Origin of the sequence: Roseateles sp. (assembly GCF_019237615.1) — a bacterium.
GTDB lineage: Bacteria > Pseudomonadota > Gammaproteobacteria > Burkholderiales > Burkholderiaceae_C > Pelomonas.
In genome coordinates this window covers 1-15,166 of the sequence record NZ_JAFAGT010000084.1, presented here as the reverse complement: position 1 = coordinate 15,166, position 15,166 = coordinate 1, and the positions used below count along the sequence as shown (strand labels likewise).

The 15,166-nt window shown below is 65.9% G+C and carries 12 protein-coding genes and 1 other RNA gene; 4 read left to right on the top strand and 9 right to left on the bottom strand.

Annotated elements, in window-relative coordinates:
* From JOY88_RS16590 to gyrA, 7 genes are all read right to left on the bottom strand, one after another.
* On the bottom strand, positions 1-706 hold a 706-nt coding region (locus tag JOY88_RS16590), incomplete at its 3' end, for a 30S ribosomal protein S1 (protein WP_524539228.1).
* A gap of 207 nt (positions 707-913) precedes the next feature.
* Complete coding sequence (locus JOY88_RS16585) at positions 914-2,914, bottom strand: bifunctional 3-phosphoshikimate 1-carboxyvinyltransferase/cytidylate kinase (RefSeq protein WP_293503741.1); 2,001 nt, start codon at positions 2,912-2,914, stop codon at positions 914-916.
* Positions 2,914-3,810: a prephenate dehydrogenase gene (locus JOY88_RS16580; RefSeq protein ID WP_293503740.1), complete on the bottom strand. Its 897-nt coding sequence runs from the start codon at positions 3,808-3,810 to the stop codon at positions 2,914-2,916. Before JOY88_RS16580 ends, JOY88_RS16585 begins: the two co-directional genes overlap by 1 nt.
* A 9-nt stretch (positions 3,811-3,819) precedes the next feature.
* Positions 3,820-4,917 carry a prephenate dehydratase gene (pheA, locus tag JOY88_RS16575; protein WP_293503739.1) on the bottom strand — a complete coding sequence of 366 codons (1,098 nt, stop codon included), beginning with the start codon at positions 4,915-4,917 and terminating at the stop codon, positions 3,820-3,822.
* Complete coding sequence (gene serC, locus JOY88_RS16570) at positions 4,910-5,998, bottom strand: 3-phosphoserine/phosphohydroxythreonine transaminase (protein ID WP_293503738.1); 1,089 nt, start codon at positions 5,996-5,998, stop codon at positions 4,910-4,912. Before serC ends, pheA begins: the two co-directional genes overlap by 8 nt.
* A 13-nt stretch (positions 5,999-6,011) precedes the next feature.
* A complete protein-coding gene (locus JOY88_RS16565) occupies positions 6,012-6,599 on the bottom strand; it encodes a DUF2059 domain-containing protein (protein WP_293503737.1) in 588 nt (195 codons plus the stop codon).
* A gap of 5 nt (positions 6,600-6,604) precedes the next feature.
* Entirely contained in the window at positions 6,605-9,247 is a 2,643-nt protein-coding gene (gene gyrA, locus JOY88_RS16560) for a DNA gyrase subunit A (protein WP_293503736.1), read from the bottom strand.
* 264 nt (positions 9,248-9,511) lie between these two features.
* On the opposite strand from gyrA, the gene ompA reads away from it, so the two are divergent.
* The 4 genes from ompA (at position 9,512) to ssrA (ending at position 12,009) form a co-directional block, all read left to right on the top strand.
* Complete coding sequence (gene ompA, locus JOY88_RS16555; protein ID WP_293503735.1) at positions 9,512-10,168, top strand: outer membrane protein OmpA; 657 nt, start codon at positions 9,512-9,514, stop codon at positions 10,166-10,168.
* A gap of 76 nt (positions 10,169-10,244) precedes the next feature.
* Positions 10,245-10,949 (top strand): bifunctional 2-polyprenyl-6-hydroxyphenol methylase/3-demethylubiquinol 3-O-methyltransferase UbiG, encoded by a 705-nt coding sequence (ubiG, locus tag JOY88_RS16550; RefSeq protein WP_293503734.1) that lies wholly within the window; start codon positions 10,245-10,247, stop codon positions 10,947-10,949.
* The gene (locus JOY88_RS16545; RefSeq protein WP_293503733.1) at positions 10,946-11,623 is read left to right on the top strand and encodes an HAD family hydrolase; all 678 of its coding nucleotides are present in this window, start codon (positions 10,946-10,948) and stop codon (positions 11,621-11,623) included. Before ubiG ends, JOY88_RS16545 begins: the two co-directional genes overlap by 4 nt.
* Before the next feature lie 13 nt (positions 11,624-11,636).
* Positions 11,637-12,009: a transfer-messenger RNA gene (gene ssrA, locus JOY88_RS16540) on the top strand.
* A 181-nt stretch (positions 12,010-12,190) separates the two neighbouring features.
* Here the strand turns inward: ssrA and JOY88_RS16535 are convergent.
* Both JOY88_RS16535 and JOY88_RS16530 read right to left on the bottom strand, forming a co-directional pair.
* Positions 12,191-12,445, bottom strand: a complete 255-nt coding sequence (locus JOY88_RS16535; RefSeq protein ID WP_293503732.1) for a hypothetical protein — start codon at positions 12,443-12,445, stop codon at positions 12,191-12,193.
* Positions 12,446-12,588: 143 nt separating this feature from the next.
* Positions 12,589-14,376 (bottom strand): phosphodiester glycosidase family protein, encoded by a 1,788-nt coding sequence (locus tag JOY88_RS16530; RefSeq protein ID WP_293503731.1) that lies wholly within the window; start codon positions 14,374-14,376, stop codon positions 12,589-12,591.
* Between the last annotated feature and the right edge of the window lie 790 nt (positions 14,377-15,166).

The window sequence follows — 15,166 nt, the reverse complement described above, 5'->3', positions numbered from 1 at the left end:
CCTGAACGACTTCGCTCGGGTGGCGGACACGGCGCCATGCCATGTCGGTGATGTGCAGCAGGCCGTCGATGCCGCCCAGGTCCACGAACGCACCGTACTCGGTGATGTTCTTGACCACGCCCTGGACGATCGCGCCTTCCGACAGCGTTTCCAGCAGCTTGGCGCGCTCTTCACCCATGGAGGCTTCCACCACGGCGCGACGCGACAGCACAACGTTGTTGCGCTTGCGGTCGAGCTTGATGACCTTGAATTCCATGGTCTTGCCCTCGAACGGGCTCATGTCCTTCACCGGGCGGGTGTCCAGCAGCGAACCGGGCAGGAAGGCGCGGATGCCGTTGACCAGGACGGTCAGGCCGCCCTTGACCTTGCCGGAGACGGTGCCGGTCACGAAGTCACCGGACTCCAGGGCCGTTTCCAGGCTCAGCCACGAGGCCAGGCGCTTGGCCTTGTCGCGCGACAGGATGGTGTCGCCGTAGCCGTTTTCGATGGCGTCGATGGCGACGGAGACGAAGTCACCGACCTGGACTTCCAGTTCGCCCTGGTCGTTCTTGAATTCGTCGATGGGCACATAGGCCTCGGACTTCAGGCCGGCGTTGACGACGACGAAGTTGTGCTCGACACGAACGACCTCGGCCGAGATCACTTCGCCAGCGCGCATGTCGGAGCGCTGCAGCGACTCCTCGAACATGGCGGCAAAGGATTCCATGCCGGAAGCTTGGGCGGTTTGGGTTTGGGACATGTTGGTTAGATCCTGATGCGCCGGCAGAAACCGGCGCGGCGGTGCAGGCAAGCCTGCGGGGTTAAGTTGTTGAGATCCGTCGGCCGTGAGCGACTTGCGTCGTTCCTGGCAATCGGGCTGGCGCCCGATGGAGGCCGGCGGGCCTGGGTCGCACTGGAAATCGGCGTACCGACGTCAGAACGGCCTGCGCTGCTGCCACCAATCCAGCACCTGATCCACCGAGGCTTCGATGGTCAGCGCCGAGTTGTCGAGCAACTGCGCGTCCTGCGCGGCGGTCAGTGGCGAGGCCGAGCGGGTCCTGTCCCTCTCGTCCCGCGCCTCCAAATCAGCGCGCAAGCTCTCGATATTAGCGGAAATCCCTTTGGAAATCAATTGCTTATGCCGCCGCTCGGCGCGCGTGGCGGCGCTGGCGGTCAGGAAGACCTTGAGCGGAGCGTCCGGGAAGACGGCCGTGCCCATGTCGCGGCCGTCGGCCACAAGGCCGGGCAGGCGGCGGAAGTCCAGCTGGAGCTGGTGCAGGGCCTGGCGCACCTCGGGGTGGACGGCGACCTGCGAGGCCAGCAGGCCTGTCGCCTCGGCGCGCAGCCGGGCGCTGACGTCCTCCTGGCCCAGGAAGACATGGCCGTCGGCAAAGCGCAGCTGCAGCGTCGGCACGAGGGCGGCGACGGCCTTGCCGTCGTCCAGGTCCAGGCCTGCGCGGCGGGCAGCCAGGCCGGTGACGCGGTAGAGGGCGCCTGAATCCAGCACGCCGAAGCCCAGTGCCCTGGCCGTTTCGTCGGCCAGCGTGCCCTTGCCGGAGGCGGTCGGGCCGTCGATGGTGATGACGGGCACGTCGGCCGGGTTCACGCTGACGACGCTGAACAGCGTCTCGAAGTAGTCCGGGAAGGTCTTGGCGACGCAGTGCGGCTCCAGGATGCGCACCGGCTGGGCTGCCTTGGCGACCAGGCCGTTGAAGGCGGCCAGCGAGAAGCACATCGCGACGCGGTGGTCGTCGTAGGTGTGGATGGACGCGGCCCTCCAGTCCTGCAGCGGCTCAACGCGGATCCAGTCCGGGCCTTCGTCGACGGTCGCGCCCAGCTTGCGCAGCTCGGCGGCCATCGCGGCGATGCGGTCGGTCTCCTTGACGCGCCAGCTGGCGATGTTGGTCAGCGTCGTCGGGCCGTCGGCATACAGGGCCATGACGGTCAGCGTCATCGCCGCATCGGGTATGTGGTTGCAGTCCAGCGTCAGGCCCCTGAGCGGCCAGGCGCCGCGGCGCACCTCCAGCCAGTTCGGGCCGGCCTTGACGTCGGCGCCCATGGCGGCGGCGGCCTCGATGAAGCGCACGTCGCCCTGCAGCGACTCGCTGCCCACGCCTTCGATGCGGATGGGCGCGGCCGTCGCCGCGATGGCGCCCAGGCCGACGAAGTAGGACGCCGACGAGGCGTCGCCCTCGACGAAGACCTCGCCCGGCGAGCGGTAGCGGCTGCCGGCCGGAATGATGAAGGCCTGCCAGCCCTCGCGCTTCACCTCGATGCCGAAGCGCGCCAGCAGGGCCAGAGTGATCTCGATGTAGGGCTTGGAGATCAACTCGCCGATGACCTCGATGCGGATGTCGCGTTCGGCGACCAGCGGCAGGGCCAGCAGCAGGGCGGTCAGGAACTGGCTGGACACGTCGCCGCGCACGCGCACGGCTGTGTCCAGTGCCAGCTTGGAGGGCCCGCGCAGGCGCAACGGCGGGTAGCCGGGATTGCCCAGGTCGTCGATCTCGCAGCCCAGGCCGCGCAGCGCGTCGACGAGGTCGCCGATAGGCCGCTCGTGCATGCGCGGCACGCCGGAAACCTCGAAGCTGCCACCCTGGGTGGCGGCCAGCACCGCGAGTGCCGCGGTCAGCGGGCGCATGGCCGTGCCAGCGTTGCCGAGGAAGAGCTGGGCCTGCTTGGCGAGCAGCTTGCCGCCCAGGCCGACGATGCTGACCGTGTCGCCGTCGCGGGCGACGCCGCAGCCCAGCGCGCGCAGCGCGTCCAGCATGACGGCCGTGTCGTCAGAGGCCAGCAGGTCGCGCACCACCGTGCGGCCCTCGCTCAGTGCTGCCAGCAGCAGCACGCGGTTGGAGATGCTCTTGGAGCCGGGCAGGCGCACAGTGCCTGCGGCGCCGCGCAGCGGCGGCAGGTCGAGGAAGGGGATCTTGAACATCACTTGCCGGCCGGACGGCCGGGAGGGACAGCGGGAAGGGAGTTGCCCCAGGCCTCGCGGCCTTCGGCGATGGGCCGCAGCGCGGCTTCGAGTGCCGCCGCGTCGCCGGCCTCGATCAAGGCCTCGAGCTGGTCCAGCATGGTGCGAAAGCGCTTGGACTGGGCCAGTACCTCATGCTTGTTGGCCAGCAGGATGTCGCGCCAGACTGCCGGCTCGCCGGCAGCGATGCGCGTGAAGTCGCGAAAGCCCGGGCCGGCCAGGCTGAGGTAGTCGCGTGCGGCGGGCTGCTCGGCGATGGCCTGGAAATAGGCGAAGGCCAGCAGGTGCGGCAGGTGGCTGACGGCGGCGAAGGCCGCGTCATGGTTGTGCGGCCGCATCTTCAGCACGGTCGCGCCCAGCGCCGACCAGACGTCGGTGGCGCGCTGCACCAGCACTTGGTTGGTGAAGGGTTGGGGCGTCAGGATGACCTGGCGGCCCTCGTACAGCGTGGCCTCGGCATGCTGCACGCCGCCCGACTCCTTGCCGGCAATGGGGTGGCAGGGCACGAAGCTGGCGGCGCGCTCGCCCAGGGCGCGGCGCGACGCCTCGATGACGTCGCACTTGGTGGAGCCCACGTCCATGAACAGCACACCCGGGTTCACCAGGTGGCGGATGGCCTTCAGCGTGCTCTCGGTGGCCGAGACCGGTACGGCGATCAGCACGATGTCGGAGCCCGACACGGCTTGCAGCGCCGATTCGGCCGCCACGTCGATGACGCCCAGCTTCTTGGCCAGCTCCGTCGTCGACGGCGACTTGCTGTAGCCGACGACGCGGCGCACCAGCCCTGCCTTCTTCATCGCCAGCGCGAAGCTGCCGCCCATCAGGCCGCATCCGATCACGCCAAGCTGCTGGAACATGGATCGCCCTTACGCTTTGACCGGGTAGGCACCCAGCATCTTGAAGAACGCGCAGAGCTCGCGCAATTCCGCCAGCGCTGCGGCGACGTTCGGTTGGCTGGGGTGGCCGTCCAGGTCGATGTAGAAGTAGTAGTCCCACTGGCCGGTGCGGGCCGGGCGGGATTCCAGGCGGGTCATGGACACGCCGTGGGTCTTCAGCGGCACCAGCAGGTCGTGCATGGCGCCGGGCCGGTTGGGCACCGAGACGACCAGGCTGGTGCAGTCGCGGCCGGTGGCCGGCGGCGTGGCCATGGTCTGCGGCAGGCAGATGACGGCGAAGCGGGTGCGGTTGTAGGCCTCGTCCTGGATGGCATGCGCCGTGATGTGCAGGCCGAACAGCGTGGAGGCGCGCTCGCTGCCCAGCGCCGCCCAGGCCGGGTTGGTGGCGGCCAGCCGCGAGCCCTCGGCGTTGCTGGAGACGGCGCGGCGCTCGACGTCCGGCAGATGCTTGTTCAGCCAGTTCTGGCATTGGGCCAGGGCCTGCGGATGCGCCAGCACGGCCTCGATGCCGTGCATGGACGGGTCCTTGCGCATCAGGTTGTGGCGGATCAGCAGCGACACCTCTCCGACGACGTGGCAGGGCGTGTGCAGGAACAGGTCCAGCGAGCGCGTGACGACGCCCTCGGTCATGTTCTCTACGCCGACGACGCCGAACTGCGCACTGCCGCTGGCCGTGGCGTGGAAGACCTCGTCGAAGTTGGTGCAATAGACCAGATCGGCCGCGCCGCCGAAGTACTCGATGGCGGCCTGTTCGCAGAAGGTCCCGACGGGGCCCAGCACGGCGACGCGCTGCGGCGACTCCAGCGCCAGGCAGGCCGACATGATCTCGCGCCAGATGGCCGACACATGCTCGGCTCGCAGCGGACCGGGGTTGGCGGCGCGGATCTTCTCGATGACCTGGGCGACACGGTCTGGGCGGAAGAAAGGCGTGCCCTCGGCACGCTTGATCTCGCCGACCTGTTCGGCCACACGGGCGCGTTGGTTCAGCAGCTCCAGCAGCTGCTTGTCCAGGGTGTCGATCTGGCCGCGCAGCGCGAGCAGGGCCTGGGAGGCGACGGGATCAACCATGGCGGGCCTCGAAATCCTTCAGGAAGCTCACCAGCGCCTGCGCGCCTTCCAGCGGCATCGCGTTGTAGAGCGAGGCGCGCATGCCGCCCACCGACTTGTGGCCCTTGAGCTGTAGCAGCCCGGCGGCCTTGGCCTCGGTCAGGAAGCGTTCGTTGAGCGATTCGTCCTTCAGGAAGAAGGGGATGTTCATGCGCGAGCGGCAGCCGGCGTCGACACGGTTCTCGTAGAAGCCGGAGCCGTCCAGCGCCGCGTAGAGCAGGGCGGCCTTGTCGATGTTGCGCTGCTCGATGGCCGCGAGACCGCGCCGGCCGGCGTATTCGAGCTGCTTGACCCATTGGAACACCAGGCCGGCAACGTAGATGCCGAAGGTCGGCGGCGTGTTGTACATGGAGTTGTTCGCCGCCACGGTCTCGTAGTTGAAGGCCGTTGGGCAGATGTCCATCGCATGGCCCAGCAGGTCGTCGCGCACGAACACCAGCGTCAGCCCGGCCGGGCCGATGTTCTTCTGCGCGCCGCCGAAGGCCAGGCCCACGCGGCCCCAATCGATGGGGCGCGACAGCATGTGGGAGGAGCAGTCGATGACCAGCGGCACGCCGTTGGCCAGGTGCGGCAGGTCGTGGAACTCGACGCCGTCTATGGTCTCGTTGCTGCAGACGTGCACGTAGGCGGCGTCGTCGCGCAGCCGCCAGTCCCGCGGGATGCTGCGGCCGTCGCCTTCGGCGGCGATCTGCATGTCGGCGTAGCGGCGCGCCTCGGCCGCGCTCTTGCGCGACCAGGAACCGGTGACGACGACGTCGACCTTGCCGCCGCGGCTGAGGTTCAGCGGCACGACGGCGTTCTCGCCCAGGCCGCCGCCCTGCATGAACAGGACGCGGAAGTTGCTCGGCACCGCCAGCAGCTCGCGCAGGTCGGCCAGCGCCGTTTCGAGGATGGCGCCGAACTCCTTGCCGCGGTGGCTCATCTCCATGACGCTCATGCCGCTGCCATGCCAATCCAGCATCTCGGCGGCCACCTGGCGCAACACGGGTTCGGGCAGGGTGGCGGGGCCGGCGGAGAAGTTGAACGGGCGGGACGAGGTCATCGAGAGGTGAGAACTACTTCTTGGGCGCCGGTGCCGGCGCAGGGGCCGCCTTGGGCGCAGAGGCACCGGGCGCCGGCGCCCCCAAATGCTTGGCCACGCTGGCATTCAGTGCCTTGAAGCGGCCGTCCAGCGTCGGGCCGGCTTCGGCCATGACCTTCTGCGCAACCGCCTTCTGCAGCTCGACGTTGGCGAGGCCGAACTTCTGGCTGACGGGGGATTCTGCCCATGCCAGGATCTGCTTCAGTTCGTCCTCGTTGAAGCGTTCATCCAGCAGTGCCGAAGCGGTGCTCGGCACGGCCTTGGCGATCTTGTCCCTCAGATAGGGCACGTTCTCGTCGACGAACTTCTTCAGTTCGCCGTCCATGGCCTTGGCCGTTGCCTCGCGCTTGTCCGCCGGCAGTTGCATCAGCGCGGCGCGCCCGGCCAGGGTCAGCTGGGACAGCGGGCCCTGGATGATGTTGGCGGTCAGGCCCTCGGCCAGCCCCTGCTGCTGCGCGACGATCTTGTCGATCAAGGTCTTCTTGGCGGGAGACGGCTCGGCCAGCGCGGTGCCGGCGGTCAGGGCCAGAGCGAGGGCCAGGCCCAGCTTGCGAGAAGTCATGTCAGTCAGTCCTTGGGAGCTTCGGGGGATTCGCCGCTGGCACCGTCCTCGCCGCCTTCGGCGCCGGTGTCGGCCTCATTGGCGTCGTTTTCGACGATGCGTTGCAGGCCCGACAGCTTGGCGCCGTCGTCCAGCGCGATCAGCGTGACGCCCTGCGTCGCGCGGCCGAGTTCGCGGATCTCGCCGACGCGGGTGCGCACCAGCACGCCCTTGTCGGTGATCAGCATGATTTCATCTTCCGGGCGGACCAGCGTGGCGGCGACGACGCGGCCGTTGCGCTCGCTCTGCTGGATGGCGATCATGCCCTTGGTGCCGCGGCCGTGGCGGGTGTATTCGACGATGCTGGTGCGCTTGCCGTAGCCGTTCTCGGTGGCGGTCAGCACGCTCTGCGTCTCGTCCTCGGCCACCAGCATGGCGATCAGGCGCTGGTCAGGCTCCAGCATCATGCCGCGCACGCCGCGGGCGGTGCGGCCCATGGGTCGCACATCGTCCTCGTCGAAGCGCACGGCCTTGCCGCCGTCGCTGAACAGCATCACGTCGTGGTGGCCGTCGGTCAGCGCGGCGCCGATCAGGTGGTCGCCTTCATCGAGGTCGACGGCGATGATGCCTGCCTTGCGCGGGTTGCTGAAGTCCTTGAGGGACGTTTTCTTCACCGTGCCCATGGCCGTGGCCATGAAGATGAAGTGGTCCTCGGGGAAGCTGCGGAACTCGCCGGTGAGCGGCAGCACGACGGTGATCTTCTCGTCGGCCTGCAGCGGGAACATGTTGACGATGGGCTTGCCGCGCGAGTTGCGCGAGCCCTGCGGCACTTCCCAGACCTTGAGCCAGTAGACGCGGCCGCGGTTGGAGAAGCACAGGATCCAGTCGTGCGTGTTGGCGATGAAGAGCTGGTCGATCCAGTCGTCGTCCTTGGTCGCCGTGGCCTGCTTGCCGCGGCCGCCGCGACGCTGGGCGCGGTACTCGCTCAGCGCCTGGCTCTTGATGTAGCCGGTGTGCGACAGCGTCACGACCATGTCGGTGGGCGTGATCAGGTCTTCCGTGCCCAGCTCCTGCGCGTTGTGCTCGATGACGCTGCGGCGCGCGCCCAGCTTGGTCTGGCCGAACTCGGTCTTCAGCTGGGTCAGTTCCTCGCTGATGATGGTCGTCACGCGCGAGGGCGTGGCCAGGATGTCCAGAAGGTCGGCGATCTCGGCCATCACGTCGCGGTACTCGCCGACGATCTTGTCCTGCTCCAGGCCGGTCAGGCGCTGCAGGCGCATCTGCAGGATTTCGCTGGCCTGGGCGTCGGACAGGCTATAGAGACCGTCCGGCTGCATGCCGAACTGCGCTTCCAGGCCTTCGGGGCGGTAGGCCTGGCTGCCGCCCTCGGCGCGCGCGAGCATCTCGCGCACCAGGGACGAATCCCAGCGCTTGGACATCAGCGCCGCCTTGGCGACCGGCGGCGTCGGCGAGGACTTGATGGTCTCGATGAACTCGTCGATGTTGGCCAGCGCGACGGCCAGGCCTTCCAGCACATGGCCGCGCTCGCGGGCCTTGCGCAGCTCATAGATCGTGCGGCGGGTCACCACCTCGCGGCGGTGTTCCAGGAACACGATGACCATGTCGCGCAGATTGCACAGCTTGGGTTGGCCGTCGACGAGCGCGACCATGTTCATGCCGAAGCTGTCCTGCAGCTGGGTCTGCTTGTAGAGGTTGTTCAGGACGACCTCTGGTACTTCGCCGCGCTTCAGTTCGATGACCACGCGCATGCCCGACTTGTCGGACTCGTCCTGGATGTGGCTGATGCCCTCGATCTTCTTCTCGTGAACCAGCTCGGCGATGCGCTCCAGCAGCGTCTTCTTGTTGACCTGGTAGGGGATCTCGTCAACGATGATGGCCTGGCGGTTGCCTTTGTCGATGTCCTCGAAGTGCACCTTGGCGCGCATGACGACGCGGCCGCGGCCCGTGCGGTAGCCGTCGCGCACGCCGGCCAGACCGTAGATGATGCCGGCGGTCGGGAAGTCCGGCGCCGGGATGATCTCCATCAGCTCGTCGACCGTGCATTCCGGGCTCTTCAGCGCGAACAGGCAGGCGTCGACGACTTCGTTCAGGTTGTGCGGCGGGATATTCGTCGCCATACCCACGGCAATACCCGCGGACCCATTGACCAGCAGTTGCGGCAAACGGGTGGGCAGTACCAGGGGTTCCTTATGGCTGCCGTCGTAGTTGGGTCCGAAATCGACGGTTTCCTTGTCGATGTCGGCCAGCATCTCGTGGGCGATCTTGTCGAGACGAATCTCGGTGTATCGCATCGCGGCGGCGTTATCGCCGTCGATGGAGCCGAAGTTGCCCTGGCCGTCGATCAGCATGTGGCGCAGGCTGAAGGGCTGCGCCATTCGGACGATGGTGTCGTAAATCGCCGAGTCACCGTGCGGGTGATATTTACCCATGGTCTCGCCCACCGCCTGCGCACTCTTGCGGTACTTGGCGTTGTAGGTGTTGCCCATCTCGTTCATGGCGTACAGCACGCGGCGATGCACCGGCTTCAGGCCGTCGCGGGCATCGGGCAGGGCGCGGCCGACGATCACGCTCATCGCGTAATCGAGGTAGGAGCGGCGCATCTCCTCCTCGAGGCTGATCGGCAGGGTTTCCTTGGCGAACTGGGTCATGCGGGCTCGATCTCGTGCGCAACACTGGCGCGACGGCGTCAGGGTGTGGGTGAAAGACGCAAATTCTAAGCGGCGCGCCCCATGTAGCAGCAGCGCAACATCGTCACCGTGCCCACGAACGTAGGCCGCCACAATGCGTCCGTCCCGGTGCCCCCATGGCACAATCGTCGAGTCCCTAGGAGAAACCCTAAAGTCTCTCCTGAGGTTTGAGGTTCGAGTACTGACTCTCGCAGGGCAACTGCGGCATTCCTTGAGAGGAGAATCATGAAGAAACTGAATCGCGTGGCGTCGCTGTTTGCGATGGCTGCGGTCGCCGCTGCGGCATCGTCGGCGTCGGCACAGGCCATCGACAACTGGCGCGCAACCGACGGCACCGTCTGGAAGAACGGCACCAACGAATACTGCTGGCGCGACAACTTCTGGACGCCGGCTACGGCTGCCAAGGGCTGCGACGGCGAAATCAAGCCGGTGCCCAAGGTCGAAGAGCCCAAGCCCGTTGCTCCCCCGCCCCCGGCTCCCCCGCCGGCGCCCCCGAAGCCCGTGCCCCCGCCGCCCGCTCCGGTCAGCGAGAAGGTCACCTTCGCCGCCGACGCCTTCTTCGACTTCGACAAGTCGACGCTGAAGCCCGAAGCCAAGGCCAAGCTGGACGACCTGGTCAGCAAGACCAAGGGCATCAACCTGGAAGTCATCATCGCCGTCGGCCACACGGACTCGATCGGTAGCGATGCCTACAACCAGAAGCTGTCCATCCGCCGCTCGGAAGCCGTCAAGGCCTATCTGGTGAGCAAGGGTGTCGAGCCGAACCGCGTCTACACCGAAGGCAAGGGCGAGAAGCAGCCCGTGGCCGACAACAAGACCGCGGAAGGCCGCGCCAAGAACCGCCGCACCGAGATCGAAGTCGTCGGTACGCGCAACAAGTAAGCTGAGCGCCCTCGGGCGCTTTGCACAAAGCCCCGCACGGCCCGCCGTCGGGGCTTTTCTTTTTTCCGAATCCGTCATGACGATCAACGCCGACCCGCACGAGCTCGCCAAATTCGGCGAGCTGGCCCACCGCTGGTGGGACCCCGAAAGTGACTTCAAGCCCCTGCACCAGATCAATCCGCTGCGCCTGGGCTGGATACAGCAGCTCTGCCCGCTGGCGGGCAAGCGCGTCGTCGACGTGGGCTGCGGCGGCGGCATCCTGAGCGATTCCATGGCCCGGGCCGGAGCCCAGGTGCTGGGCATAGACCTGTCGACCAAGCCGCTGCGCGTGGCCGAACTGCACGCGATGGAGGCCGGAACCGAGGGCGTCGAATACCGGGAGATCGCGGTAGAGGCCCTGGCGGCCGAGCAACCCGCCGGCTTCGACGCGGTCACCTGCATGGAGATGCTGGAGCATGTGCCCGACCCGGCCTCGGTCGTGCGCGCCTGCGCCACGCTGGTCAAGCCCGGCGGCTGGGTGTTCCTGTCGACGCTGAACCGCAATGCCAAGGCCTTCCTGCTCGCGATCGTCGGCGCTGAGTACGTGATGAACATGCTGCCCAGGGGCACGCATGAGTACGCGCGCTTCCTGCGCCCGTCCGAGCTGGCGCAGTTCTGCCGCGATGCGGGTCTCGAGCCGCAGGCCAGCCGCGGCTTGACCTACAACCCGGTGACGCAGCGCTACAGCCTGGGCAGCGACACGGGCGTCAACTACCTGATGGCCTGCCGGCGCCCGCTGTGAAGCCGCTGGCGCCCCGCTGGGCACGGCTGCGCGCCGTGCTGTTCGACCTCGACGGCACCCTGATCGACAGCGCCGAGGACCTCGCGCGCGCGGCCAACGCGATGCGCGCCGAGCGCGGCCTGGAACTGCTTCCGTTGGCCCAGTACCGCCCTCATGGCGGGTCGGGCGCGCGCGGCATGCTGGCCCAGGCCTTCGGCAGCGCGCCGGGGCAGGCCGGCTACGAGGAGCTCAAGCGCGAGTTCCTCGACCGCTACGAGGACCTGATGTACGACCGCACCAAGCCTTTTGCCGGCGTCGAAGCGGAGTTGGCCGGGCTGGTTGCGGCCGGGCTGGCCTGGGGCATCGTCACGAACAAGGCCGAGCGTTTCGCGCTGCCGCTGACCGCCGCCCTGGGTCTGGACGCGGCGGCCGTCGTGGGCGGCGACACCACCGGCCATACCAAGCCTCATCCTGCGCCGCTGCTGGAGGCCGCGCGCCGCCTGGGCGTGCCGCCGCAGGCCTGCCTCTACGTGGGCGACGACGAGCGCGACATCATGGCCGGCCGCAGCGCCTGCATGGCGACGGCGGTGGCGGCCTGGGGTTATCTGGGCCCGCAGGCCGATCATGGCCGCTGGGGAGCCGACATCGAACTGGCGGCGCCCGGCGACCTCTTGAAGCAGCTCGGTTTGGCCTAAAATACTCAATTCTGGGGCCGACCTGGTTTCGACGTGGGTGCGGATCCGGAGTAGGGCATGCCGAGCACCAGTCCGCTCGTAAAACCACTGGAAACAAAGTAACTGCAAACGACTCTACGTTCGCACTCGCCGCTTAATTGCGGTTGAGCTTCTCAACGGCAGGCCGATGGGCCGGGCCGAGTTCCGCAAGGGGCGAGGCTGAGAAGTCACTCACATCGGCTGGCGTCGTACCGGGTCACTCGGTAGGGCGTGAGATCAAGTGACTGGCGGGAAAGCTAGCGTGCCATTGCGCGAGTTGACCGCGAGATTCAAATCAACCGGCTAAGCATGTAGATCTGCCCGGTGATGGCTTGCGGACGGGGGTTCAATTCCCCCCGGCTCCACCATCTAATGATCTCGGGACGTCCTAGACGGTCCCTGAAAGTCCGAAAGGCCTAAGTGAATCAAGCACTTAGGCCTTTTTTGTTCCGGGCCGTCCCGCGATGTGCGCTGACTTCCAACGACTAGTGCAAGAACTTTGCGAAACGAGTGGCTGCACTCAGCCTTTTCCAGCCGGCTGCAGCGCGTTCAATTGGAACCGGCACAGGTGGTGGTCAAGACCACCGGAATCAGCAGCCAGACGCTCCCGCTTGCGGCGCCCCGCCGAGAGGCGCCTGCGCATGACACACGGGTTTCAGCCCTTCGGGCCGTCACGTGCGTGGCCTCGCGCTTGTACAAACCCTTGGGCTTGTGTGCGATCCCGGCCCAGTCCAGCAACTCGTGCAACTTCATCATCGTCGAGTCCTGGACCAGCGGCTTCGCTATCAGGAAGAAGCTTTGCATGCACCGATTGCAGCGTACGTCTCAGGAATGCGCTTCCGTGGAGATATGCCTCGGGCTCGTGCTGGTACGGGCAGCGTATCAAGGACTGGTACTGCAATTCGGACGTTCGCGCTGCCCGGGCACACCAGCATGAGCCGCCCCCGTTAGGACGATCCGGCCCCTCGGGCACAAGCAGCAGGATTGATCTTGCAAGGATCCTTGGGTGGATTCACGATCGTCGGCGGCTCGATCACTGGTGTCGGCCCCGGCGTTCCAACCGGATAAATCATGGCCAGCGCGTAGGCGATGTAGCGTGAGGGTCCGTAGATGAATGACGCGGCGCCTGTGATCGGATTCTTCCGGATCCCGTCGATCGTCATCCCAGCGGCCGTGCTGCCGTCGAGCCGAATGGCGAAGTTGGCCCCGAGAGCCTGGAATACGGCGCACAGATCCGCTGCCGACGTCGAGCCCGACGAGGTCGATGAAATGAATATCAGGCGATTGCCCGGCGTGGTCCCAATGGCTGACCATTGATTGGACGTGCTATCGCCAGAGCAATTCCCGTTCTTCAATATTGAGGTCGATGAGCTGACAACAGCATATGGATATGTGACGCCCTCGCTCCCGGTCGTCCAAAGCGGTGGCTGCGACCCTTCTTTCCAACGCGCGGGAATCAATGGTTGAATGAGGAACACTAGTTTGTTGCCATCATAGGCTCCGTCCGTTCCGCCGTTAACACGATTGCTCCCCAATACATCTTCGTTGTATTGGACGAAGCCTCGCACATTCCCGTGACCGGCGCCAATGCCACTATCGCCAACCCAGGTGAATCCATTCAGGCTGATTTGCGAATTGCCACTCAGGTTTTCAATGGGGAGAAGATTCAACTGGCTCGAACTGCCTACCTTGTTGTAGCGCAGCATGAGCCGCTCTCGACCATCAGAATTGTTGGCGACGGCGATGTGCACGAAGGGGGAGGCGGTTTCACAGCCCTTGAGGTAAACCGAGCCGGTAGCTGACAACGAAGATCCGATAGCCGTGGCGCTGTCGTGCAGGAAGCCTATGCACTGGTCCGTCGCTGCTGCAGCCGAAACTTTTCCGGGAGAACTTGCTGGAGCCGGGACGCCCTCGGATGGGTTGCTCATCCGCACAACACCGGTCCTGGAGATCGGCACGGTCTCCTCGCCACTCGAGGCGTCCTGGTCGCCCATCGAACGCGTCTGCCCTGGCTTCATGCGGACGATGCGTCGGCTCGTGACGCTGGCCGGCACCGCCAAATCGATGGGCGGATAAATGTCGACCATCGGCAGCGAATCGCCGGTGTCATGCACTGCCACACTGAAGATCTGCGCGCGGTTCGTGGCGCCCCGAGGGACATCGAGGCGAGTATTCAGTCGAACCCGTGCAGATGTCGCCACCTTGGGACTGTAGTAGACGGACTCCCGCTGCGAACTGAACATCAAGCCCACTGCTTGCGTCGGGACATAGACGGCTCGCCCATTCGCCGCGCCTGGCGTGACGAGAACCAGAATCTCACCACCTTCCAAGTCCTTCTTCAGTTCCAACGCATTGTCGAGATGGATTTCTCCCTGTAGCGTCTTATCTCCCGCGATGGAATCAAAGTGAATGCTCTCGATGGGCATGAGCGGCACTTGCAGGTCGATCAGATCACTTGCCTTGCCATCCCGGGTATCGGTTAAATCGATTGACTTGTTGGCTGTGTAGGCTTTCACACATTCATTGCGCGAACAAAGCGTGATGCCGCCAACAGTAATTCGCTCCCCAGGCGTGGAGTTATCCGATGCAGCGCGTACCGTAAGTCGAGCGAGATTGGGGTCTCGACCCGCGGCAGGGTTGAATATTTCGACGACTTTCGGTGCATATGGAATCGCGCCGTGAGAAGTCAAGGCGCAAAATGTAATCGGCAGCGCCAAAAGAAATTTTGCGAACATTTGTGTCCGGGGAGGAGTGAATCGTTTTTGAATCGTAGGGCGCCATCAAAACAGGCCCACCCCTAAGGCCGAAGTAAATCTTCCCACCGGCGGTATCAAGAAATTCACAGGGGATATTGATGTCGCAAATCGGTGCGCCTCTGGACCGACGGATGGCTTCCCCAATGCACACTCGTGACGTGTGCAGGCGCAGACGGCTTGGGCGGCGCCGTGGGGGGGCTGCTCAAGGCAATGAGGATGCTGCATAGCCGGGGGCTGCTGCCTTGTGCGGGGTGCAGCCCAACCTGAAGGGCTCCAAGGGCCCCAGGTAGGCGTTCGGAACCGGTCAGAACAGCCCGAAAACGCGATCTCCATTGCACATCTCGAAGTCCTCGCAGCCCAGCTGCTCACCCGCGACGTCGGTGACGGATCGAAACCAGCCGATTCCAGTCGGCTGCAACGCGGTCGCCTTGAACCGGCACAGGCGCGCTCGACGACGCGCTTGAGGCGGCGGCTGTTCTTGGGATCGACGACCACGACGACCACGACGACGTCGCCGCGGCGCACCGCCTGCGTGATCAGGTGGGCGAGGGCGACACCCTTGCCGGACTGCGTGGTGCCGACAAGGAGGGTGCCGCCTTCGAAGTTCTGCAACGGCCGGTGCTGTTACGACCGTCGCTATCTGAGGACTGCGGAGGGCTGATGTCCCAGGGACATTTCGGGCGTTGTTGAGAACGCCGCCGGCGGCAGTGCAGGACGCACAAACGAGATAGGCCGGTGCTTCGTTGTTATCGTGGGATTACCAAGCACC

Excerpts from the sequence above, each read along its gene's own strand:
- JOY88_RS16535 (WP_293503732.1), bottom strand. The coding sequence starts at position 12,445 with ATGCAAAGCTTCTTCCTGATAGCGAAGCCGCTGGTCCAGGACTCGACG.
- ubiG (WP_293503734.1), top strand. The coding sequence starts at position 10,245 with ATGACGATCAACGCCGACCCGCACGAGCTCGCCAAATTCGGCGAGCTG.
- ompA (WP_293503735.1), top strand. The coding sequence starts at position 9,512 with ATGAAGAAACTGAATCGCGTGGCGTCGCTGTTTGCGATGGCTGCGGTC.
- JOY88_RS16585 (WP_293503741.1), bottom strand. The coding sequence starts at position 2,914 with ATGTTCAAGATCCCCTTCCTCGACCTGCCGCCGCTGCGCGGCGCCGCA.
- pheA (WP_293503739.1), bottom strand. The coding sequence starts at position 4,917 with ATGGTTGATCCCGTCGCCTCCCAGGCCCTGCTCGCGCTGCGCGGCCAG.
- serC (WP_293503738.1), bottom strand. The coding sequence starts at position 5,998 with ATGACCTCGTCCCGCCCGTTCAACTTCTCCGCCGGCCCCGCCACCCTG.
- gyrA (WP_293503736.1), bottom strand. The coding sequence starts at position 9,247 with ATGACCCAGTTCGCCAAGGAAACCCTGCCGATCAGCCTCGAGGAGGAG.
- JOY88_RS16580 (WP_293503740.1), bottom strand. The coding sequence starts at position 3,810 with ATGTTCCAGCAGCTTGGCGTGATCGGATGCGGCCTGATGGGCGGCAGC.
- JOY88_RS16565 (WP_293503737.1), bottom strand. The coding sequence starts at position 6,599 with ATGACTTCTCGCAAGCTGGGCCTGGCCCTCGCTCTGGCCCTGACCGCC.
- JOY88_RS16530 (WP_293503731.1), bottom strand. The coding sequence starts at position 14,376 with ATGTTCGCAAAATTTCTTTTGGCGCTGCCGATTACATTTTGCGCCTTG.